Origin of the sequence: Listeria immobilis, assembly GCF_014322765.1 — a bacterium.
Classification (GTDB): domain Bacteria; phylum Bacillota; class Bacilli; order Lactobacillales; family Listeriaceae; genus Listeria; species Listeria immobilis.
Window position 1 is genome coordinate 26,706 of the sequence record NZ_JAASTZ010000019.1, and the last position, 19,201, is coordinate 45,906.

The following is a 19,201-nucleotide window of genomic DNA, read 5'->3' on the forward strand; positions in this document are numbered from 1 at the left end:
ATTGGTAGCAGGATAGCGAGGACATGTGTTCTCAGCTTCCTGACTATGCGAAGGGAGGTTCCGTCATGGGTCGTAGTTTGAAAAAAGGACCTTTTGTTGATGATCACTTGATGAAGAAAGTGGAAGCAGCAGCAGAAAGCGAAAAGAAACAAGTAATTAAAACTTGGTCTCGTCGCTCCACGATTTTCCCAACTTTTGTTGGACAAACAATCGCAGTATATGATGGACGTAAACACGTTCCTGTTTATGTTCAAGAAGATATGGTAGGACACAAACTGGGCGAATTCGCACCAACTCGTACGTACCGCGGTCATGCGGGCGACGATAAAAAAACTAAACGCTAATTTGAGAGGAGGATATCCTAATGGCAAGTGAAGTTACAAGCGCAAAAGCCGTTGCCAAAACGGTTCGTATTGCTCCTCGCAAAGCTAGAATCGTCATTGATTTAATTCGAGGCAAGCAAGTTGGCGAAGCAATTGCAATCTTGAAGTATACTCCAAGATCCGCTTCCCCAATTATTGAAAAAGTATTAAAATCCGCTATTGCTAACGCAGAGCATAATTATGATTTAGACATTAACAACCTTGTAGTAGAGGAAGCATTTGTTGACGAAGGTCCAACACTTAAACGTTTCCGTCCACGTGCACAAGGTCGTGCAAGTGCAATCAACAAACGTACTAGCCACATTACAGTTGTGGTATCTGAAGTGAAGGAGGGATAATTCGTGGGTCAAAAAGTACATCCAATAGGTATGCGTATCGGTGTCATCCGTGATTGGGACTCCAAATGGTACGCGGAAAAAGATTATGCGGACTTCTTACATGAAGATTTACGCATCCGTGATTATGTTGCAAAACGTTTATCTGACGCTTCTGTTTCTCGTGTGGAAATCGAACGTGCAGCTAATCGTGTGAATATCACTATTCATACTGCTAAACCTGGTATGGTTATCGGTAAAGGTGGTTCTGAAGTTGAAGCATTACGCAAAAACTTAAACGAACTTACTAAAAAACGTGTCCATATCAACATTGTAGAAATTAAACGTGCTGACCTAGACGCAAAACTGGTTGCTGAAAATATCGCTCGTCAATTGGAAGGTCGTGTATCTTTCCGTCGTGCGCAAAAACAAGCTATCCAACGTACTATGCGTGCTGGAGCAAAAGGTATCAAAACTCAAGTATCTGGTCGTCTTGGCGGAGCGGATATCGCTCGTGCTGAACACTATAGCGAAGGAACAGTACCTCTTCATACATTGCGTGCCGACATCGACTACGCATGGGAAGAAGCTGACACAACTTATGGTAAACTAGGCGTTAAAGTCTGGATCTACCGTGGTGAAGTCCTTCCTACGAAGAAAAACAATGTGGAAGGAGGAAAATAATAATGTTAGTTCCTAAACGTGTAAAATACCGTCGTGAATTCCGCGGAAACATGCGTGGACGCGCGAAAGGCGGAACTGAAGTTGCATTTGGTGAATATGGTCTTCAAGCAGTTGAAGCTTCTTGGATTACAAACCGTCAAATCGAAGCAGCTCGTATCGCAATGACTCGTTACATGAAACGTGGCGGTAAAGTTTGGATTAAAATTTTCCCTCATAAATCTTACACTTCTAAACCAATCGGGGTTCGGATGGGTAAAGGTAAAGGTGCTCCGGAAGGTTGGGTAAGCCCAGTCAAACGCGGCAAAATTATGTTTGAAATCGCAGGTGTTCCTGAAGATGTAGCGCGTGAAGCATTACGTCTAGCAGCACACAAACTGCCGGTCAAAACTAAGATCGTTAAACGCGAAGAAATTGGTGGTGAAGCAAATGAAAGCTAATGATATCCGTGATTTATCCACTACCGAAATCCAAGATCAAGAAAAAGCTTTGAAAGAAGAGCTCTTCAACCTGCGCTTTCAATTAGCTACTGGTCAATTAGAAAACACCGCACGTATTCGTGAGGTTCGTAAAGCAATTGCCCGTATGAAAACAATCGTTCGAGAAAGAGAACTTGCTTAAAAAAGAATCGTAAGGAGGTTTTAATACATGGCTGACCGTAACCAACGTAAAGTTTATACTGGTCGTGTTGTATCCGACAAAATGGATAAAACAATTACCGTGGTTGTTGAAACGTACAAGAAACATGGTTTGTACGGTAAACGCGTGAAGTATTCTAAAAAATTCAAAGCGCATGATGAAAATAACATTGCAAAAACTGGCGATGTAGTTCGTATTTCCGAAACTCGTCCATTGTCTGCAACTAAACATTTCCGTTTATTAGAAGTTGTAGAAGAAGCAGTAATTATCTAAATCAAAAGTTAAAAATAGATTGTGAAGAATTGCCAAGTGCAATTTTTCCGACCCGTTATTCTGGAAGGAGGGTGTCCTAATGATTCAACAAGAAAGTCGTATGAAAGTGGCTGATAACTCTGGCGCGCGTGAAGTTTTAACAATTAAAGTGCTAGGTGGATCAGGACGCAAAACTGCTAACATTGGCGATGTTGTCGTGTGTACCGTTAAACAAGCAACACCAGGCGGCGTTGTCAAAAAAGGTGAAGTTGTTAAAGCAGTAATCGTTCGTACTAAGAGTGGAGCACGTCGTCAAGACGGTTCTTACATCAAGTTTGATGAAAATGCATGTGTCATTATCCGTGACGATAAAAGTCCTCGTGGAACACGTATTTTTGGACCTGTTGCTCGCGAACTTCGTGAAAACAACTTTATGAAGATCGTTTCTTTAGCTCCAGAAGTTCTTTAAAAAATAAGTTCCAAGAAATCAAGGAGGTGCTATACCAATGCATGTCAAAAAAGGTGATAAAGTAAAAGTTATTACTGGTAAAGATAAAGGCAAATCCGGCAAAGTGCTCGCAGCATTTCCGAAAAAAGACCGCGTACTTATTGAAGGAATTAATATGGTTAAAAAACATACAAAACCTTCCAACATCAACCCGCAAGGCGGAATCTTGAATGTTGAAGCACCGATCCATGTTTCAAACGTAATGCTAATTGATCCTAAAACAGGCGAACCTACTCGTGTAGGCTACGAAGTTAAAGGTGATAAAAAAGTACGCGTAGCAAAAAAATCCGGTGAAGTAATAGATAAATAATAGTCGTAGGAAGGAGGGAATATTACATGAATCGCCTTAAAGATCAATATCTTAAGGAAATTGTTCCTGCTTTAATGAGCAAATTCAATTATGACTCCGTAATGGAGGTTCCAAAAATAGATAAAATCGTAATCAACACTGGTGTTGGTGACGCTACAGCAAATGCTAAAGTTTTAGACAGTGCAGTTGAGGAGTTAGCTCTTATCACTGGTCAAAAACCTGTAATTACAAAAGCTAAAAATTCTATCGCTGGTTTCCGTCTTCGTGAAGGAATGCCAATCGGTGCTAAAGTAACTTTGCGTGGTGAACGCATGTATGATTTCTTAGATAAATTAGTTACTGTTTCACTTCCACGTGTTCGTGATTTCCGTGGTGTATCGAAAAAAGCTTTCGATGGCCGTGGTAACTATACGTTGGGTGTAAGAGAGCAACTTATTTTCCCTGAAATTGATTACGATCAAGTATCAAAAGTACGCGGTATGGACGTAGTAATCGTTACAACTGCCAAAAGTGATGAAGAATCTCATGAGTTACTTACTCAACTAGGGATGCCATTTCAAAAGTAATCAAAATTAATTTTAGTAGGGAGGCGTAAACGTGGCTAAGAAATCAATGATCGCGAAGCAAAAACGCACACCAAAATACGCTGTTCAAGCATATACTCGTTGTGAACGTTGTGGTCGTCCACATTCCGTTATTCGCAAATTTAAATTATGCCGTATTTGTTTCCGTGAACTTGCCTATAAAGGTCAAATTCCCGGCGTGAAAAAAGCAAGCTGGTAAGAAAGAGTTTAAGGAAGGAGGGTATTATACATGGTGATGACAGATCCAATTGCAGATTTTCTAACTCGCATTCGTAATGCAAACATGGTTAAACATGACAAATTAGAACTGCCTGCATCCAAAATCAAAAAAGAAATTGCTGAAATATTAAAGCGTGAAGGTTTTATCCGTGACGTTGAATATATTGAAGATGACAATGCTGGAACAATCCGTGTTTTCTTAAAATATGGAGCGACTGGCGAACGTGTAATCACTGGTTTGAAACGTATTAGTAAGCCAGGTTTACGTGTATATGCAAAATCAACTGAGGTGCCTAAAGTACTTAACGGTCTAGGTATCGCAATCGTGTCTACTTCCCAAGGCGTTTTAACCGACAAAGAAGCCCGTGCTAAACAAGTCGGCGGAGAAGTACTAGCATACGTTTGGTAAGAAAAAGTAAACCATAAGGAGGTGCAATAAATGTCCCGTATAGGTAAAAAAACTATTGTGATTCCTGCAGGTGTAACAGTTACACTTAATGGATCAACAGCAACAGTTAAAGGTCCTAAAGGTGAACTTGTAAAAGAGTTCAACCCAGAAATTACTATTAATATTGAAGGCAATGAAATTAACGTTTCTCGCCCGACTGATAATAAAAACCACCGCGCGCTTCATGGTACAACACGTGCTATTTTAAATAACATGGTTGTCGGAGTTTCCGAGGGTTATGAAAAAAAATTAGAACTTATCGGTGTTGGTTACCGTGCGCAAAAACAAGGCGACAAGCTTGTTCTTAACGTAGGGTACTCTCATCCAGTAGAATTTGTTGCTCCTAAAGGCGTAGAAATTGAAGTTCCTGCAAACACACAAGTGATTGTTAAAGGATACAACAAAGAACACGTTGGAGAACTAGCTGCAAACATTCGCGCTGTACGTCCACCAGAGCCGTATAAAGGTAAAGGTATTCGTTACGAAGGCGAACATGTACGCCGTAAAGAAGGTAAAACTGGTAAATAATGCCGCTTAATTAGGCAAATGAGAGAAGAGGTGAGTCGTGTGATTACCAAAATCGACAAAAATAAAGTTCGTAAAAAAAGACATGCTCGTGTTCGTTCTAAAATTTCCGGAACTGAAAGTCGTCCACGTTTAAACGTATTCCGTTCAAACAAAAACATTTATGCACAAGTAATTGATGATGTAAATGGTGTGACACTTGCAAGTGCGTCTAATTTAGATAAAGATTTCGGTTCTGCTGAATCCAAAGTTGATGCAGCAAGCAAAGTTGGCGAACTAGTTGCTAAACGTGCTTCCGAAAAAGGTATTACTTCTGTCACTTTTGACCGTGGAGGATACTTATATCATGGCCGCGTGAAAGCTCTTGCTGAAGCAGCTCGTGAAAATGGTCTAGAATTTTAATAAGAAGGAGGGACATATTACATGCCTGAGCAAATTGATGGAAACAAATTAGATTTAGAAGAACGCGTTGTTACAATCAACCGTGTTGCTAAAGTAGTTAAAGGTGGACGTCGTTTCCGTTTCACAGCACTTGTTGTTGTTGGAGACAAAAATGGTCATGTTGGTTTCGGTACTGGTAAAGCACAAGAAGTTCCAGATGCAATCCGCAAAGCTGTTGAGGATGCTAAAAAGAACATGGTGTTAGTACCTACTGTAGATACAACAATTCCACACACTGTAGTCGGACATTTTGGTGGCGGAGAAATTCTTCTTAAACCTGCTAGTGCCGGTTCTGGTGTAACTGCTGGTGGTCCCGTTCGTGCGGTCCTAGAGCTTGCTGGTGTTGCTGATGTATCTTCCAAATCGCTTGGATCTAATACACCAATTAACATGGTACGTGCTACAATCGACGGAATTAAACAACTTAAAAATGCTGAAGATGTTGCGAAACTTCGTGGCAAAACAGTAGAAGAATTGTTAGGATAAGGAGGGAATTATCGTTATGGCGAAGTTAGAAATCACTTTAAAACGTAGCTTAATCGGACGCCCTCAACCACAACGTAGAACTGTTCAAGCATTAGGTCTTGGTAAAACAAATTCTGTAGTGGTTAAAGAAGATAATCCTGCAATTCGTGGGATGATCACTAAAGTAAGTCATTTAGTGGACGTCAAAGAAGTTTAAGCTTAATATAATAATATGCAATTGATAGAATTTGTTAATAGGAGGAGGTGCTTGACATGAAACTACATGAACTTAAGCCTTCAGAAGGTTCTCGTAAAGAACGTAATCGTGTTGGTCGTGGAACAGGCTCTGGTAACGGCAAAACTTCCGGACGCGGTCATAAAGGACAAAAAGCTCGTTCTGGTGGTGGCGTACGTTTAGGCTTTGAAGGTGGACAACTTCCACTTTTCCGTCGTATTCCAAAACGTGGATTCACAAATATCAACCGTAAAGAATTTGCAATCGTGAACTTAGATGTTTTAAACCGCTTTGAAGATGGTACAGAAGTAACACCAGAACTTTTAATTGAGACTGGAATTATTCGTAACGAAAAATCTGGAATCAAGGTTTTATCAGACGGTAAAATCGAGAAAAAACTTACTGTGAAAGCGAACAAATTCTCTGCAGCTGCTAAAGATGCAATTGAAGCGGCTGGCGGAAAAACTGAGGTGATCTAATGTTTCAAACGTTAGTTAACTTCTTCAAAGTAGCGGACATCCGAAAAAAAATACTATTTACGTTAGCAATGTTAGTTATTTTCCGTATTGGTACATTTGTGCCAGTACCGGGAGTTAACGCTGCAGCATTGCAATCTAGTGTGGATGGCGGTATTTTGGGGTTTTTAAACACATTTAATGGTGGGGCGTTAAAAAACTTCTCAATTTTTGCCATGGGTGTAATGCCTTATATTACATCTTCCATTATTGTTCAGTTACTTCAAATGGATGTTGTTCCAAAGCTAACTGAGTGGTCGAAACAAGGCGAAATGGGTCGTAAAAAACTCAATCAACTTACTCGATACATGACGATTGGACTTGGTCTGGTTGAAGCATTTGGTATGGCATACGGATTTAACCGTTTGTCAGCTGCTGGTCTGGTTATTGAACCATCCATTGGTAGATATGCCATTATTGCAATTGTTCTAACCACAGGTACAATGTTCTTAATGTGGTTAGGTGAGCAAATCACTGTTAAAGGCGTTGGTAATGGTGTTTCTATCATTATCTTTGCTGGTATTGTTGCACGTATCCCAGATGGAGTACGTCAATTATACGTTTCGCAAATTGAAAACGCTGGTGATCAACTTTTCCTACACATATTAACTCTTGCCGGTGTTGTGGTTGCGATTTTAGCTATTGTTGTAGCTGTAATTTTCTTCCAACAAGCACTGCGTAAAATTCCAATTCAATACTCTAAACGTGTAGCAGGAGCGAAACAATCGGGCGCGCAAGCAACACACTTGCCGTTAAAACTTAACTCTGCCGGAGTTATCCCAGTTATCTTTGCAAGTGCATTTATTATTACACCTCAAACTATTCTTACTTTCTTTGATCAAAGTAATGATGTTGTAAAAGTATTGAAAGACGTATTTGATTACACAAAACCAATTGGTATGATTTTATATGTTGCACTAATTGTTGCTTTCACTTATTTCTACGCTTTCATTCAAGTAAACCCTGAGAAAGTTGCAGATAACTTGAAAAAGCAAGGTGGGTATATTCCTAGTAAACGTCCTGGTCGGGAAACACAAGCATATCTGACATCGGTTCTTTATCGATTAACATTTGTTGGTGCAATTTTCCTTTCAGCGGTTGCTATACTTCCAACTATCGGTACTACTGTATTTAGTTTACCGCAGTCACTTGCCGTTGGTGGTACAAGCCTACTAATTGTTATCGGGGTAGCATTAGATACTACGAAACAACTCGAAGGACAACTTGTAAAAAGGAACTATCGGGGATTTATCAAATAACACGCAGTTCTTGTTAGGGTTCCCTAGCAGGAGCTAGCGCGTAATAAGGGGCGAAACAGTTGAAATTAGTATTAATGGGACTGCCCGGCGCCGGAAAAGGCACACAAGCGGAACAGATTGTTGAGAAATACAACATTCCTCATATTTCCACTGGAGATATGTTCCGAGCAGCTATGAAAAATAATACAGAATTAGGAAAAAAAGCTAAATCCTTTATGGATAATGGTGACCTAGTTCCTGATGAAGTTACAAATGGTATCGTTCGTGAACGTTTAGCCGAAGATGACGCTAAGAATGGTTTCCTGCTTGATGGTTTTCCTCGTACAGTGGAACAAGCAAAAGAGCTTGAAAATATTCTAAGTGACTTAGGTACAGAACTTGATGCTGTGATTAACATTGATGTCGAAAAAGATGTTTTAATGAAACGTCTTACAGGTCGCTGGATTTGTCGGACTTGCGGTAAAACTTATCATGAAATTTACAACCCGCCCAAAGAAGCTGGGAAATGTGATTTAGATGGTGGAGAACTTTACCAACGTGAAGATGACAAGAAAGAAACTGTTGAAAATCGACTAAATGTTAATATGAAACAGACCAAGCCGCTTCTTGATTTTTATTCTGAAAAGAGTAAGCTTCATAGCATAAACGGCGAGCAAGATATTAAAGACGTTTTTGTAGATGTGGAAAAAATTCTTGCTTCTTTTTGAGGGGTAAACTGTGCTGAAATCACTGTCAAAATCAATGCGTGCAAATTGTTTTAATTTGTAGTATAATGGGTAATTGGCAGTGGAATAAAGACATCTAAGCAAATCATGATGAACGAGAGAACCGTTTGAAGATCATCCGAATGACGTATATGTTCTACCTGACCTGTTCAGCCGCAACACTTTTGTGCGCAACAGTTCTTCTGGTTTTACGGATTTCACTTTTACAGGTTGTCTGAAAAGCTGGCGAAATTGAGTTGCCTTTTAAAGAAGTGCATCCATTTTTGCATGTTTTACGTTTTTTTCATGTAAGAGAAATAGTTACACTGAAAGGATTAGGCCTGCATCAGGAACAAATCCAAGAATACAAGAAGGAGGTAGCAAACATATGGCAAAAGAAGATGTTATTGAAGTAGAAGGCGTTGTACAAGAAACTCTACCAAACGCGATGTTCAATGTAGAACTCGAAAATGGTCATAAAGTACTGGCAACTGTTTCAGGTAAAATCCGTATGCATTACATTCGTATTTTACCCGGAGATAAAGTGACAGTAGAGCTTTCTCCATACGACCTGACACGCGGAAGAATTACTTATCGTTTTAAATAATTTGCACTCCGAAATTGAATTTATATACCGGTCTGGTTCGCCAGCTTAGAAATTATCGGTTTATAGAGACATTTTCTCTAATAAACAAGGAGGTATATCTATATGAAAGTAAGACCATCAGTGAAACCTATGTGCGAAAAATGTAAAGTTATTCGTCGTAAAGGTAAAGTTATGGTAATTTGTGAAAATCCAAAACATAAACAAAAACAAGGATAAGAGGAGGTGCTTAAGTAAATGGCACGTATTGCAGGTGTGGACGTTCCACGTGAAAAACGTATTGTTATTTCCCTGACTTACATTTATGGTATCGGTAAACAAACAGCTAGCAAAGTTCTTGCTGAAGCTGGTGTTTCTGAAGATACTCGTACTCGTGATTTAACTGAAGAAGAGCTAGGTAAAATCCGTGAAATCTTAGACCGTATTAAAGTTGAAGGTGACCTTCGTCGTGAAGTAAACTTAAACATTAAACGTCTAATCGAAATCGGTTCTTACCGTGGCATGCGTCACCGTCGTGGACTTCCAGTTCGCGGACAAAATACAAAAAATAATGCCCGTACTCGTAAAGGCCCGTCCAAAACAGTAGCAGGCAAAAAGAAATAATAGTAAAGGAGGTAGTTAGTGAATGGCTCGTAAAACAAATACTCGTAAACGCCGTGTGAAAAAGAATATCGAATCTGGTATTGCACACATTCGTTCTACATTTAATAATACGATCGTAATGATTACTGACACACATGGTAATGCTTTAGCTTGGTCAAGTGCAGGTTCCCTAGGATTTAAAGGTTCTCGTAAATCTACTCCTTTCGCAGCGCAAATGGCAGCTGAAAGTGCAGCAAAATCAGCACAAGAACATGGTTTAAAAACATTAGAAGTAACTGTTAAAGGTCCTGGTTCAGGTCGTGAAGCGGCTATCCGTGCACTACAAGCAGCTGGTCTTGAAGTAACAGCTATTAAAGATGTAACTCCAGTTCCACATAACGGATGTCGTCCTCCAAAACGTCGTCGCGTATAAGTGGTCGTTTTCTTTTGCCAATAGTAGATTTTTACTGTCTTAACTATTAAGGCAGAGAGTTTGACATAAAGACTGATATTCTAGACGTTTTGAAGGAGGGTAAATTTGAATGATCGAAATTGAAAAGCCAAAAATCGAGACGATTGAGATCAGCGATGATGCCAAGTATGGAAAGTTTGTTGTAGAGCCACTTGAGCGTGGATATGGTACAACTTTGGGTAACTCCTTACGTCGTATTCTATTATCTTCTCTTCCAGGTGCAGCAGTAACCTCTATCCAAATTGATGGAGCTTTACATGAGTTTTCTGTAATTGAAGGTGTAGTAGAAGATGTAACAACCATGATTTTAAATATTAAAAAGCTTGCATTAAAAATCTATTCTGATGAAGAAAAAACATTGGAAATTGATATGCAAGGTCCTGGTGTAGTAACTGCAGCTGACATTAATTATGACAGTGATATTGAGATTTTAAATCCTGACTTACACATTGCTACATTAAGTGATAATGCTAAATTTCATGTGCGTTTAAATGCTACTCGTGGTCGTGGTTATACACCTGCTGATCAAAATAAACGCGAAAATATGCCAATTGGTGTACTTCCTGTTGATTCAATCTTTTCACCGGTTATCCGTGTGAACTATCAAGTGGAAAATACACGTGTTGGACAATTAACTAATTATGATAAGCTTACGTTTGACGTGTTAACTGACGGAAGTATCAGCCCAGAAGAAGCAGTTTCACTTGGAGCTAAAATTCTTTCTGAGCACTTAAGTATCTTCGTTAATTTAACAGATGAAGCGCAAAAAGCTGAAATTATGATTGAAAAAGAAGAAAGCCATAAAGAGAAAGTGCTTGAAATGACTATTGAGGAATTAGACTTGTCTGTTCGTTCATATAATTGTTTAAAACGCGCTGGAATCAATACAGTACAGGAACTTGCTGATAAATCCGAAGACGATATGATGAAAGTCCGTAACTTGGGACGTAAATCGCTTGAGGAAGTAAAAGTAAAACTGGCTGACCTTGGCTTATCTCTAAGAAACGAAAACTGATAAAGGAGGCAATTCCATGGGTTACAGAAAATTAGGTCGTACAAGCTCACAACGTAAAGCTTTACTACGTGATCTTGCAACGGATTTAATCGTACATGAACGTATTGAAACAACAGAAGCTCGCGCTAAAGAGATTCGTAAAGTTGTTGAAAAACTAATCACTTCTGGGAAAAAAGGAGACTTGCACGCTCGTCGTCAAGCGGCTGCTTTTGTTCGTCATGAAGTTGTAGATGTAGTTCAAGTAGATGCAAAAGGTAAAGATGGTTCTACTGTGAAGAAAAACCGTCCTGTTTATGCGCTACAAAAACTATTTGATGATGTTGCTCCACGTTACGCGGAACGTCAAGGTGGTTACACTCGCATCTTGAAAAAAGGTCCACGTCGCGGTGACGGCGCACCAATGGTTATTATTGAATTAGTTTAATAACAAAACGTTTAAAGCAAGTGGAGTGTCATGATATGGAGACTTTCTGTTTTCTTGTCTAGCTCTGTGTTTCTTAGTCTACTTAATCGTAGGCTAGGAAGCAGGCTTTTTTTGTTTGACCTGCTTTAGAATTTGATATGCAGGTCAAACTTAAAAAGTGATATTTTTCTTGCACTGTATTAAAATAACATCTATAGTATACTCCAAAGAAGAGCAAAGGAGTGACTGTCGATGAACCTGATAACAAACTCAGAAATAGTTCAAAATCGTTTGTATAATTCTGGGTTACTACATAATAAATTTCGTAGCGCACCTGTAGCTTCAAGTGCGCTATTTGGCATACAGTCACAATATCAGCAATTCGGCGAAATTAGTTTATTTAATCGTGTAACTAATCTAACTAAAAAAGATTTGCAGAGCGATTATGATCAGAAAAAGTTGATTAAAATATGGGGTCAAAGAATGACTGTGCATATGTATACGCCCGCTGACTGGTTTTTTATTCATAATGTATATGCGATTAGGAATAATTGGATAAAAAAGCATACAGAGGCTCTTGGTTATGATTTAGATGCACTCTTAGAAGGAATGGAACAGTTGCTTTTGAGTGAAGAAAAAATACCTAAAGAAGCATTTGCGCAATTATTTGGAGAGCAAGCGAAAAAGTTGATGACTTGGGGTGGTGTTTTTATCCAAGGTTCTCTTGATGGTAAATTGTTTTGTGTTCCTGAAACACCAAAAACCAAATTTTATAGTCATCGTTATTGGATAGATTCTGAGACAGAAAAATCGTGGCTAACTACTTCTCGTGAGCATACTGGGCTGGAAGAGATGGTTGAACGGTATTTTAGTGCATATGGTCCTGCAACAATTCAAGATTTTAAGCATTGGACGGGACTACCAAACTTCGAATTTCAAGCAACACTTGATAAATTACTCCCAACTTATTTTTGTTATCTAGGTGAAGATGGGAGGAACTATTATAGCAAAGCAGAAGTTCAGAAAGAGCTAAAGTCAGAAAAGCCAATTTTACTCGGTAAGTTTGATCCGCTTTTTGTTAGTTATCAGAAAAAAGATTGGTTAGCTGCTGAAAAAGAGCTAAGTCTGATTTGGCGGTCTGCAGGTCAAATCGAAGCAGTATTGATTTTAGATGATATGTTTTATGGTACTTGGAGATATAAAATCACAGGAGAAAAAATTGTGTTCCATTTTTATTTAAGTAAAAAAATGTCTAAGAAAAATCAAAAGCAGACTGAGAAAGAAGCCATTCAACTTGCTTTATTTCTAAATAAAAATTACCAAGGAAGTAAATTTGAACAAATATAAAAAGAACTCTATCGCGTGAATTTTACGCAATAGAGTCTTTTTTATAAAAATGGCATTTCTGGAAAATATTCTAATGCTAATTTGATGCTCGCTGTCTGGCTAGGTTGGAATAACTGGCATATTTGAAAGTCGCCATCCAGTGATAGTAAAAATACGGCATCTTCAATGGTCATTTGATTATTATCTGTTAGCAAATTGACCATGTTTTGCAAGGCGGTTTTAGCTGCACTTTCGATAGTAGGTTTTGAGGCGATACAAATTAAGTAATTGTCTTGAATGATGACAGGTGTTGGCGCTTTTTTATTTTTTAAAATCTGTAATCGTAATGTTACTTCTGCTGGGATTTCTGCATAGCTTGAGGTGATTTCTCCAAGACCGGTAGTGGCATGTACATCACCAACATGAAGTAAACCGCCATTTTTTTCAACGGGTAAAAAGACAGTCGCTCCCTCTGTCAGATGTGATGAATCAAGTGTACCACCATAATTTGTTGGTAGGTGAAATGGCTTTGACTCATTTCTAGATTCTGTTTTTAATAAGCCAATCGTTTTCTTTACGTTGATGTTAATTTGTTCAGAGTAAATGATTTTATTATTTTGAATTTTGTAACGCCTAATACTATTATTTGGTAATAAATCATCTAGTATCCCGATGTTAGGCCCGTTTAGCAATACAGTATCGTTACTTGTGAGCTTGATTTTTTCAATCGTTACTGCGAGTAAATCACCAGGCACTGCTTGATCAACAAAAATTGGTCCGCTTGTAGGTGAAAACTGTTTCCAATCGATTTCCCCGTAATGAAGGCGTTCTTCGTGAATTTGGCTATTGAAATGGTCTTTTATTTTTAATTTGACGACCGAGCCATCTTTCACTGTAAGCGCAGGTTGCGTCAATTTATCCATCTCATAAGTTGACTGCTCTCTGGTTACAAGTTTTTTCATCTCATCCCTTCTCTCTATTCACTTTTATACTGACGGGTGAATTATAGCAAACAAAGAAGTCTGATGTAAATGGATATTCTGTGAACAATTCAAGCGGTTTTGGCTGGAAAGAGGGCTAGATTATTCCATTTTCTCAATTGTCATATGAGGGAGGTTTTGAATAAAGTGAAATAGTTCGGATTCATCGGTCTTATTCTTTGTTTTTATTACGATATTCACTTTAAAAATAAGGTTTTCACCAACCATATCTCTTTCTGTGTTATAGGGAATTATTTGCTGGTTATTTTGCTGGATTTTATCTGTAATTTTCACAAGGTTGGAGTTGTCGGTAGTAGAATACATTAGGGATGTTGTGTGGAGACCAAAGGATTTAAAAACGATGCTAAGAAACTCCAAACCAATCAATGTAAGTAAAGTAGCGGCTATTCCGACAGCGTACATACCCGCACCAACTGCAAGACCAATTCCGGCAGTAGCCCAAAGTCCTGCTGCAGTCGTCAAACCACGTACAAATTTCTTTTGAATGATAATGGTCCCTGCGCCAATAAAGCCAATACCGCTAACAACCTGTGCAGCGACACGACTAGGATCAAATGATATAGTTTGCATTTTGGCGATTTCTGAAAAGCCGTACTGCGAAACAATCATAATTAAAGCACTACCAAGAGAGACTAGAAAATGTGTTCTAAATCCTGCTTCTTTAGCTCGAATTTCCCGATCAAGGCCAATAATCGCCCCAAGAACACCAGCAACAACTAGACGTAAAATAAAATCGGGTAACATAGTATCACTTCCTTTGTTTCTATGTACTTCCTTTTTACCCCAAATAAACGAACGCAATCAAAAAGGAAATTTTGCGCCAGATGGATGTTTATACTATAATATACAATGAATGGTCAAAAAGTGAGGTGCTAAGCGTGGCGGAAAGTTTTGTAAGATTGGAACACGTTTTTTATAAATATGAAGATGCAGAGAACTTTGCAGTCAAAGATGTGACAATTTCTGCAGAAAAAGGTGAATGGTTGGCGCTAGTTGGCCATAATGGCTCGGGAAAATCAACCATTGCTAAACTACTAAATGGGCTGCTCTTTCCAGAAGATGGTTTAATTAAAATCGGGCATTTTGTTTTGTCTGAAAAAAATATATGGGAAATTAGAAGGCAAGTTGGAATGGTTTTTCAAAATCCCGATAATCAATTTGTGGGTGCGACAGTCCAAGATGATGTTGCTTTTGGTCTTGAAAACCATGGAATCCCGCATGATGTAATGGTAAAACGTGTCGAATCAGCACTAGATGAAGTAGGAATGCAAAGTTATGCATTACATGAACCAGCTAGACTTTCAGGTGGTCAAAAACAACGGGTTGCAATTGCTGGGGTGCTTGCGTTACAACCAGATGTTATCATTTTAGATGAGGCAACTTCCATGCTTGATCCAAGAGGCCGGGCGGAAGTGATGGAAACGATTCGGATTATGCGCGAAAAAGAAGACATAACAGTTATTTCCATTACGCACGATTTGGATGAGGTTCTTTTTGCTGACCGAGTAATTGTGATGAACGAAGGAGAAATTCATAGTGAGGGGACACCGAAAGAAATTTTCCAACAGGCAGATGCGATGCGAAAAATTGGATTAGGCGTACCATTTATTATTGAATTGCAAGAAAAATTAGTTGCTGGTGGCTTTGAAACTGGAAGTACCGTGCTATCGGAAGGAGCCTTACTGGATCAATTATGGAAATTAAACTCGAACAATTAGGTTATTGTTACCAAAAAAATAGCCCGTTTGAAAAGCGAGCATTACTTGATGTAAATGTTTCTTTTGATTCTGGTAGCTATTCCGCAATCATTGGACATACTGGTTCAGGTAAATCGACCTTGCTCCAACATTTAAATGCGCTTTTAATGCCAACAGAAGGTAAAATAACAGTTGGTGATAGAGAAATTATTGCCGGAGTAAAACAAAAGAAACTTCGAGATCTTCGTAAAAAAGTAGGGATAGTTTTTCAGTTTCCAGAAGCGCAGTTATTTGAAGAGACGGTTGAAAAAGATATTTGCTTTGGACCAATAAATTTTGGTGTCTCAGAAGAAGATGCCAAACTTCGAGCAAAAAAAGTGATTTATGAAGTAGGGCTAACTGAAGATATTTTGTCTCGTTCTCCATTTGAACTTTCGGGTGGGCAAATGCGTCGAGTTGCGATTGCTGGTGTTTTGGCTATGGATCCTGAAGTACTCGTGCTAGATGAACCAACTGCAGGTCTAGATCCTCATGGGCGAGAAGAAATTATGGAGATGTTTTATAACCTTCATAAAGAAAAAGGATTAACAACTGTACTTGTAACACACAGTATGGAAGATGCCGCGAGATATGCGGAAAAAATTGTTTTAATGAAGGCGGGGACGGTACTGCAAATTGGGAAACCCCGAGAGATATTTGCTAATCCAGCTGAATTAATTGATCTTGGTTTATCTGTTCCTGATGTTGTGCGGTTTCAAGGGTTGTTTGAGCATAAATTTAATGTTAAACTTTCCAAAACTTGTTTGACAATTACTGAATTAACAACAGAAATGGCGCCACACTTAGCGAAGGGCGGGGCTTAATCATGATGGATAAAATGATTCTCGGACGATATATCCCGGGAAATTCTTTGTTACATAGACTTGATCCTCGTGCGAAAATCACTGCTGTTATGGCGTTTATCGCAATTGTTTTTTTAGCTAACAATTGGCAAACGTATGCATTAATGTTTTTATATATTTTATATCTAGTTTTAACCTCGAAAGTGCCATTTTTATTTTTTATTAAAGGGTTACAACCGATATTTTGGCTAATTTTAATTACACTGTTGCTACAAGTTTTTTTCACAAAAGGCGGCACGGTTTTAGTGGATTTAGGCTTTTTACAAATAACCACGCTCGGACTGGCAAATGGGGCTATGATGTTTTGTCGATTTGTCCTAATTATTTTTATGACCACTTTGCTAACATTAACAACAAGCCCAATTGAACTAACAGATGGTCTAGAGAAAATCCTAGCTCCATTTCGCTTATTTCATCTGCCTGTTCACGAACTTGCGCTTATGCTAAGTATTTCGTTACGATTTATACCTACGTTGATGGATGAGACGGAGAAAATATTGAAGGCTCAAAAGGCACGTGGGGTAGAATTTACAAGTGGCAAATGGAGCGAACGGATTAAGGCAGTTATTCCACTTCTCGTCCCGTTATTTATCAGTGCATTTAAACGTGCAGAAGATTTAGCAATTGCGATGGAAGCAAGGGGGTACCGCGGGGGTAAAGGACGAACGAGATTTCGTTTGTTACACTGGCGGTTTGCAGATACATTTTTACTTATTTCACTAGTTTTTTTAAGTGGATTATTATTTTGGTTGCGGAGTTGAAAGGGATGACAAGATATAAAGCGGTAATTTCGTATGATGGAAGTGAGTTCTATGGTTATCAAGTGCAGCCGAACACACGGACAGTTCAAGCGGAAATTGAAAAAGCGCTGAAAAAGATGCATAAAGGGAAAAATGTGCGGGTGACAGCTTCGGGGAGAACTGATACGGGTGTACATGCGAAAGGTCAAGTGATTCATTTTGATTCAGAATTAGATATCTCAGCAGAGAAATTCCAAAAAGCACTTCAGGTAATGACGCCATTTGATATTAGTTTTTTAACAGTAGAAGAAGTGTCAGGAGATTTTCATGCTAGATTTGGCACAGTTGGAAAAGAATATCGTTATGTTATAAAACGGACAAAAGTTTTTGATCCATTTAGTCGGCATTTTGCGCTTCATTACCCCTATGAACTTAATGTGGAAAAAATGAAACTTGCGAGCAGCCGCTTAATTGGCGAACATGATTTCACAAGTTTTTGTTCCGCAAGAACAGAGCGTGATTCGAAAATACGTACGCTTTATAGCATTGATTTTTACGAGGAAGATGAGGAGACTTTAGTGATTGCTTTTCAAGGTAACGGGTTTCTTTATAATATGGTGCGAATTTTGACTGGAACTTTACTTGATGCTGGGCAAGGTCGTATTTCTCCAGATGAAATTACAAAGGCACTTCTAGCTTCTGACAGACAAAAACTTATAAGCAAAACAGCACCACCACAAGGATTGTATTTATGGCGAGTTGACTATGAGTGAAATAAGCGAATAAATATTGAATAATGCATTGACTTTTTGACTGGAAAACGGTATTATGGACTATGGTATTGTTTGCCCCACAATAAGCCCCGGAAGGTTGTTGTGTTTAAACAATAAAAATATAGAATAGCATTTCGGGAATTAGGAACAGTTTTCGGGAGCTAATTTGTTTCAATTTATTTAGGAGGGTAATTCATGCGTACAACTTATATGGCGAAACCCGGCGAAGTAGAACGTAAATGGTACGTTATCGACGCTACTGGTGTTTCTTTAGGACGTTTATCCAGTGAAGTTGCTTCAATTCTTCGTGGAAAAAACAAACCACAATTTACTCCACATATCGATACTGGAGACTTTGTAATCATCATTAACGCTGGTAAGATTGGTCTTACTGGTAAAAAAGCTACTGACAAAATTTACTACCGTCACTCACAATATCCAGGCGGTTTGAAATCTCGTACTGCAGGTGAAATGCGTACAAACAATCCAGAGAAATTATTAGAACTATCTATCAAAGGTATGCTTCCAAAAAATTCTCTTGGACGTCAATTATTCAAAAAATTACACGTATATGGTGGAGCAGAACACGAACATGCAGCTCAACAACCAGAAGTATACGAATTACGCGGTTAATTAATAAAGGAGGAATACTAAGTGACTCAAGTACAATATTACGGAACTGGTCGTCGTAAAAGCTCTGTAGCTCGTGTACGTTTAGTACCAGGCGACGGCAAAATCGTTATTAACAATAGAGACTGGGAAGATTATATCCCATTTGCAGCTCTTCGTGAAGTTATCAAACAACCTTTAGTAGCTACAGAAACTTTAGGTAACTATGATGTACTAGTAAACGTTCACGGTGGTGGTTACACTGGTCAAGCCGGTGCTATCCGTCATGGTGTAGCTCGTGCACTATTACAAGTGGCACCTGAGTACCGCCCAGCGCTTAAATCTGCTGGTCTACTTACTCGTGACCCACGTATGAAAGAACGTAAAAAGTACGGACTTAAAGGCGCGCGTCGTGCACCTCAGTTCTCAAAACGTTAATATCGACGTTTCAAAGCATTTCCCTTTTCGGAGGGGAGTGCTTTTTTTGTTTTAAACTGATATATAATTTATTCATCTCATTAGTAGGTTTCTTCAAGTGCTTTTGTTATTCTAGGGAAGATATCACAATGACTAATACTCATTGTGATATTTGTAA

The 19,201-nt window shown here is 38.8% G+C and carries 33 protein-coding genes; 31 read left to right on the top strand and 2 right to left on the bottom strand.

Features of this window, described 5'->3' with window-relative positions; translation table 11 throughout:
* The first annotated feature begins 65 nt into the window (after positions 1–65).
* From rpsS to HCJ50_RS13340, 25 genes are all read left to right on the top strand, one after another.
* Positions 66–344, top strand: a complete 279-nt coding sequence (rpsS, locus tag HCJ50_RS13220; RefSeq protein WP_003720946.1) for a 30S ribosomal protein S19 — start codon at positions 66–68, stop codon at positions 342–344.
* Between the two features lie 20 nt (positions 345–364).
* Positions 365–721, top strand: a complete 357-nt coding sequence (rplV, locus tag HCJ50_RS13225; protein ID WP_003727697.1) for a 50S ribosomal protein L22 — start codon at positions 365–367, stop codon at positions 719–721.
* A 3-nt stretch (positions 722–724) separates the two neighbouring features.
* Complete coding sequence (rpsC, locus tag HCJ50_RS13230; protein WP_061395551.1) at positions 725–1,381, top strand: 30S ribosomal protein S3; 657 nt, start codon at positions 725–727, stop codon at positions 1,379–1,381.
* Between the two features lie 2 nt (positions 1,382–1,383).
* The gene (rplP, locus tag HCJ50_RS13235) at positions 1,384–1,818 is read left to right on the top strand and encodes a 50S ribosomal protein L16 (protein ID WP_003720943.1); all 435 of its coding nucleotides are present in this window, start codon (positions 1,384–1,386) and stop codon (positions 1,816–1,818) included.
* Positions 1,808–1,999 (top strand): 50S ribosomal protein L29, encoded by a 192-nt coding sequence (rpmC, locus tag HCJ50_RS13240; protein ID WP_003720942.1) that lies wholly within the window; start codon positions 1,808–1,810, stop codon positions 1,997–1,999. The genes rplP and rpmC overlap by 11 nt, the downstream gene beginning before the upstream one ends.
* A gap of 27 nt (positions 2,000–2,026) precedes the next feature.
* A complete protein-coding gene (gene rpsQ, locus HCJ50_RS13245) occupies positions 2,027–2,290 on the top strand; it encodes a 30S ribosomal protein S17 (protein WP_003720941.1) in 264 nt (87 codons plus the stop codon).
* A 79-nt stretch (positions 2,291–2,369) separates the two neighbouring features.
* On the top strand, positions 2,370–2,738 hold the full coding sequence (rplN, locus tag HCJ50_RS13250; protein ID WP_003723686.1) for a 50S ribosomal protein L14: 369 nt from the start codon (positions 2,370–2,372) through the stop codon (positions 2,736–2,738).
* A 37-nt stretch (positions 2,739–2,775) separates the two neighbouring features.
* Positions 2,776–3,087, top strand: coding sequence for a 50S ribosomal protein L24 (rplX, locus tag HCJ50_RS13255; protein WP_003720939.1), 312 nt, complete (start codon positions 2,776–2,778; stop codon positions 3,085–3,087).
* A gap of 26 nt (positions 3,088–3,113) precedes the next feature.
* Positions 3,114–3,653, top strand: coding sequence for a 50S ribosomal protein L5 (gene rplE, locus HCJ50_RS13260; RefSeq protein WP_003720938.1), 540 nt, complete (start codon positions 3,114–3,116; stop codon positions 3,651–3,653).
* A gap of 31 nt (positions 3,654–3,684) precedes the next feature.
* A complete protein-coding gene (locus HCJ50_RS13265) occupies positions 3,685–3,870 on the top strand; it encodes a type Z 30S ribosomal protein S14 (protein WP_003723684.1) in 186 nt (61 codons plus the stop codon).
* A 30-nt stretch (positions 3,871–3,900) separates the two neighbouring features.
* Positions 3,901–4,299: a 30S ribosomal protein S8 gene (gene rpsH / locus HCJ50_RS13270; protein WP_003720937.1), complete on the top strand. Its 399-nt coding sequence runs from the start codon at positions 3,901–3,903 to the stop codon at positions 4,297–4,299.
* 30 nt (positions 4,300–4,329) lie between these two features.
* Positions 4,330–4,866, top strand: coding sequence for a 50S ribosomal protein L6 (gene rplF / locus HCJ50_RS13275; RefSeq protein ID WP_003749693.1), 537 nt, complete (start codon positions 4,330–4,332; stop codon positions 4,864–4,866).
* A gap of 39 nt (positions 4,867–4,905) precedes the next feature.
* Positions 4,906–5,265: a 50S ribosomal protein L18 gene (gene rplR, locus HCJ50_RS13280; protein WP_003764129.1), complete on the top strand. Its 360-nt coding sequence runs from the start codon at positions 4,906–4,908 to the stop codon at positions 5,263–5,265.
* A 21-nt stretch (positions 5,266–5,286) separates the two neighbouring features.
* Positions 5,287–5,790, top strand: coding sequence for a 30S ribosomal protein S5 (gene rpsE / locus HCJ50_RS13285; RefSeq protein ID WP_003723681.1), 504 nt, complete (start codon positions 5,287–5,289; stop codon positions 5,788–5,790).
* 16 nt (positions 5,791–5,806) lie between these two features.
* Entirely contained in the window at positions 5,807–5,986 is a 180-nt protein-coding gene (gene rpmD, locus HCJ50_RS13290; protein WP_011703284.1) for a 50S ribosomal protein L30, read from the top strand.
* A gap of 56 nt (positions 5,987–6,042) precedes the next feature.
* Positions 6,043–6,483 carry a 50S ribosomal protein L15 gene (rplO, locus tag HCJ50_RS13295; RefSeq protein ID WP_185348020.1) on the top strand — a complete coding sequence of 147 codons (441 nt, stop codon included), beginning with the start codon at positions 6,043–6,045 and terminating at the stop codon, positions 6,481–6,483.
* Positions 6,483–7,778, top strand: a complete 1,296-nt coding sequence (gene secY / locus HCJ50_RS13300) for a preprotein translocase subunit SecY (protein WP_185348018.1) — start codon at positions 6,483–6,485, stop codon at positions 7,776–7,778. Before rplO ends, secY begins: the two co-directional genes overlap by 1 nt.
* Positions 7,779–7,837: 59 nt before the next feature.
* The gene (locus HCJ50_RS13305) at positions 7,838–8,485 is read left to right on the top strand and encodes an adenylate kinase (protein ID WP_185348016.1); all 648 of its coding nucleotides are present in this window, start codon (positions 7,838–7,840) and stop codon (positions 8,483–8,485) included.
* A 385-nt stretch (positions 8,486–8,870) separates the two neighbouring features.
* Complete coding sequence (gene infA / locus HCJ50_RS13310; protein ID WP_003720929.1) at positions 8,871–9,089, top strand: translation initiation factor IF-1; 219 nt, start codon at positions 8,871–8,873, stop codon at positions 9,087–9,089.
* 102 nt (positions 9,090–9,191) lie between these two features.
* Positions 9,192–9,305, top strand: coding sequence for a 50S ribosomal protein L36 (gene rpmJ / locus HCJ50_RS13315; protein ID WP_003720928.1), 114 nt, complete (start codon positions 9,192–9,194; stop codon positions 9,303–9,305).
* Between the two features lie 18 nt (positions 9,306–9,323).
* Positions 9,324–9,689, top strand: coding sequence for a 30S ribosomal protein S13 (gene rpsM / locus HCJ50_RS13320; protein ID WP_003720927.1), 366 nt, complete (start codon positions 9,324–9,326; stop codon positions 9,687–9,689).
* Positions 9,690–9,711: 22 nt separating this feature from the next.
* On the top strand, positions 9,712–10,101 hold the full coding sequence (rpsK, locus tag HCJ50_RS13325; RefSeq protein ID WP_003720926.1) for a 30S ribosomal protein S11: 390 nt from the start codon (positions 9,712–9,714) through the stop codon (positions 10,099–10,101).
* 109 nt (positions 10,102–10,210) lie between these two features.
* Entirely contained in the window at positions 10,211–11,155 is a 945-nt protein-coding gene (locus HCJ50_RS13330; RefSeq protein WP_185348014.1) for a DNA-directed RNA polymerase subunit alpha, read from the top strand.
* 16 nt (positions 11,156–11,171) lie between these two features.
* Positions 11,172–11,579 (top strand): 50S ribosomal protein L17, encoded by a 408-nt coding sequence (gene rplQ / locus HCJ50_RS13335; RefSeq protein WP_014093808.1) that lies wholly within the window; start codon positions 11,172–11,174, stop codon positions 11,577–11,579.
* Between the two features lie 231 nt (positions 11,580–11,810).
* Positions 11,811–12,905, top strand: coding sequence for a DNA glycosylase AlkZ-like family protein (locus tag HCJ50_RS13340; protein ID WP_185348012.1), 1,095 nt, complete (start codon positions 11,811–11,813; stop codon positions 12,903–12,905).
* 41 nt (positions 12,906–12,946) lie between these two features.
* On the opposite strand, the gene HCJ50_RS13345 is transcribed toward HCJ50_RS13340, so the two are convergent.
* Both HCJ50_RS13345 and HCJ50_RS13350 read right to left on the bottom strand, forming a co-directional pair.
* Positions 12,947–13,846, bottom strand: a complete 900-nt coding sequence (locus HCJ50_RS13345; protein ID WP_185348010.1) for an acetamidase/formamidase family protein — start codon at positions 13,844–13,846, stop codon at positions 12,947–12,949.
* Positions 13,847–13,966: 120 nt separating this feature from the next.
* Entirely contained in the window at positions 13,967–14,629 is a 663-nt protein-coding gene (locus HCJ50_RS13350) for an MgtC/SapB family protein (RefSeq protein ID WP_185348008.1), read from the bottom strand.
* Between the two features lie 134 nt (positions 14,630–14,763).
* Here HCJ50_RS13350 and HCJ50_RS13355 point away from each other — a divergent pair, with 134 nt between their 5' ends.
* The 6 genes from HCJ50_RS13355 to rpsI all read left to right on the top strand — a co-directional run bounded on the left by HCJ50_RS13355 (position 14,764) and on the right by rpsI (position 19,044).
* A complete protein-coding gene (locus HCJ50_RS13355; RefSeq protein WP_185348006.1) occupies positions 14,764–15,603 on the top strand; it encodes an energy-coupling factor ABC transporter ATP-binding protein in 840 nt (279 codons plus the stop codon).
* The gene (locus HCJ50_RS13360) at positions 15,579–16,445 is read left to right on the top strand and encodes an energy-coupling factor ABC transporter ATP-binding protein (RefSeq protein WP_185348004.1); all 867 of its coding nucleotides are present in this window, start codon (positions 15,579–15,581) and stop codon (positions 16,443–16,445) included. Before HCJ50_RS13355 ends, HCJ50_RS13360 begins: the two co-directional genes overlap by 25 nt.
* A 2-nt stretch (positions 16,446–16,447) precedes the next feature.
* Positions 16,448–17,245 (top strand): energy-coupling factor transporter transmembrane component T family protein, encoded by a 798-nt coding sequence (locus tag HCJ50_RS13365; RefSeq protein WP_185348002.1) that lies wholly within the window; start codon positions 16,448–16,450, stop codon positions 17,243–17,245.
* Positions 17,246–17,250: 5 nt separating this feature from the next.
* The gene (truA, locus tag HCJ50_RS13370; RefSeq protein WP_185348000.1) at positions 17,251–17,997 is read left to right on the top strand and encodes a tRNA pseudouridine(38-40) synthase TruA; all 747 of its coding nucleotides are present in this window, start codon (positions 17,251–17,253) and stop codon (positions 17,995–17,997) included.
* Positions 17,998–18,192: 195 nt separating this feature from the next.
* Positions 18,193–18,630: a 50S ribosomal protein L13 gene (gene rplM / locus HCJ50_RS13375; protein ID WP_003720909.1), complete on the top strand. Its 438-nt coding sequence runs from the start codon at positions 18,193–18,195 to the stop codon at positions 18,628–18,630.
* A 21-nt stretch (positions 18,631–18,651) separates the two neighbouring features.
* Positions 18,652–19,044: a 30S ribosomal protein S9 gene (rpsI, locus tag HCJ50_RS13380; RefSeq protein WP_038407925.1), complete on the top strand. Its 393-nt coding sequence runs from the start codon at positions 18,652–18,654 to the stop codon at positions 19,042–19,044.
* The last annotated feature ends 157 nt before the right edge of the window (positions 19,045–19,201 follow it).

Coding starts and splice junctions, on each gene's coding strand:
- rpsS (WP_003720946.1), top strand. CDS start 66: ATGGGTCGTAGTTTGAAAAAAGGACCTTTTGTTGATGATCACTTGATG.
- rplV (WP_003727697.1), top strand. CDS start 365: ATGGCAAGTGAAGTTACAAGCGCAAAAGCCGTTGCCAAAACGGTTCGT.
- rplP (WP_003720943.1), top strand. CDS start 1,384: ATGTTAGTTCCTAAACGTGTAAAATACCGTCGTGAATTCCGCGGAAAC.
- rpmC (WP_003720942.1), top strand. CDS start 1,808: ATGAAAGCTAATGATATCCGTGATTTATCCACTACCGAAATCCAAGAT.
- rpsQ (WP_003720941.1), top strand. CDS start 2,027: ATGGCTGACCGTAACCAACGTAAAGTTTATACTGGTCGTGTTGTATCC.
- rplN (WP_003723686.1), top strand. CDS start 2,370: ATGATTCAACAAGAAAGTCGTATGAAAGTGGCTGATAACTCTGGCGCG.
- rplX (WP_003720939.1), top strand. CDS start 2,776: ATGCATGTCAAAAAAGGTGATAAAGTAAAAGTTATTACTGGTAAAGAT.
- rplE (WP_003720938.1), top strand. CDS start 3,114: ATGAATCGCCTTAAAGATCAATATCTTAAGGAAATTGTTCCTGCTTTA.
- rpsH (WP_003720937.1), top strand. CDS start 3,901: ATGGTGATGACAGATCCAATTGCAGATTTTCTAACTCGCATTCGTAAT.
- rplF (WP_003749693.1), top strand. CDS start 4,330: ATGTCCCGTATAGGTAAAAAAACTATTGTGATTCCTGCAGGTGTAACA.
- rpsE (WP_003723681.1), top strand. CDS start 5,287: ATGCCTGAGCAAATTGATGGAAACAAATTAGATTTAGAAGAACGCGTT.
- rpmD (WP_011703284.1), top strand. CDS start 5,807: ATGGCGAAGTTAGAAATCACTTTAAAACGTAGCTTAATCGGACGCCCT.
- rplO (WP_185348020.1), top strand. CDS start 6,043: ATGAAACTACATGAACTTAAGCCTTCAGAAGGTTCTCGTAAAGAACGT.
- secY (WP_185348018.1), top strand. CDS start 6,483: ATGTTTCAAACGTTAGTTAACTTCTTCAAAGTAGCGGACATCCGAAAA.
- infA (WP_003720929.1), top strand. CDS start 8,871: ATGGCAAAAGAAGATGTTATTGAAGTAGAAGGCGTTGTACAAGAAACT.
- rpmJ (WP_003720928.1), top strand. CDS start 9,192: ATGAAAGTAAGACCATCAGTGAAACCTATGTGCGAAAAATGTAAAGTT.
- rpsM (WP_003720927.1), top strand. CDS start 9,324: ATGGCACGTATTGCAGGTGTGGACGTTCCACGTGAAAAACGTATTGTT.
- rpsK (WP_003720926.1), top strand. CDS start 9,712: ATGGCTCGTAAAACAAATACTCGTAAACGCCGTGTGAAAAAGAATATC.
- HCJ50_RS13330 (WP_185348014.1), top strand. CDS start 10,211: ATGATCGAAATTGAAAAGCCAAAAATCGAGACGATTGAGATCAGCGAT.
- rplQ (WP_014093808.1), top strand. CDS start 11,172: ATGGGTTACAGAAAATTAGGTCGTACAAGCTCACAACGTAAAGCTTTA.
- HCJ50_RS13340 (WP_185348012.1), top strand. CDS start 11,811: ATGAACCTGATAACAAACTCAGAAATAGTTCAAAATCGTTTGTATAAT.
- HCJ50_RS13345 (WP_185348010.1), bottom strand. CDS start 13,846: ATGAAAAAACTTGTAACCAGAGAGCAGTCAACTTATGAGATGGATAAA.
- HCJ50_RS13350 (WP_185348008.1), bottom strand. CDS start 14,629: ATGTTACCCGATTTTATTTTACGTCTAGTTGTTGCTGGTGTTCTTGGG.
- HCJ50_RS13360 (WP_185348004.1), top strand. CDS start 15,579: ATGGAAATTAAACTCGAACAATTAGGTTATTGTTACCAAAAAAATAGC.
- HCJ50_RS13365 (WP_185348002.1), top strand. CDS start 16,448: ATGATGGATAAAATGATTCTCGGACGATATATCCCGGGAAATTCTTTG.
- truA (WP_185348000.1), top strand. CDS start 17,251: ATGACAAGATATAAAGCGGTAATTTCGTATGATGGAAGTGAGTTCTAT.
- rplM (WP_003720909.1), top strand. CDS start 18,193: ATGCGTACAACTTATATGGCGAAACCCGGCGAAGTAGAACGTAAATGG.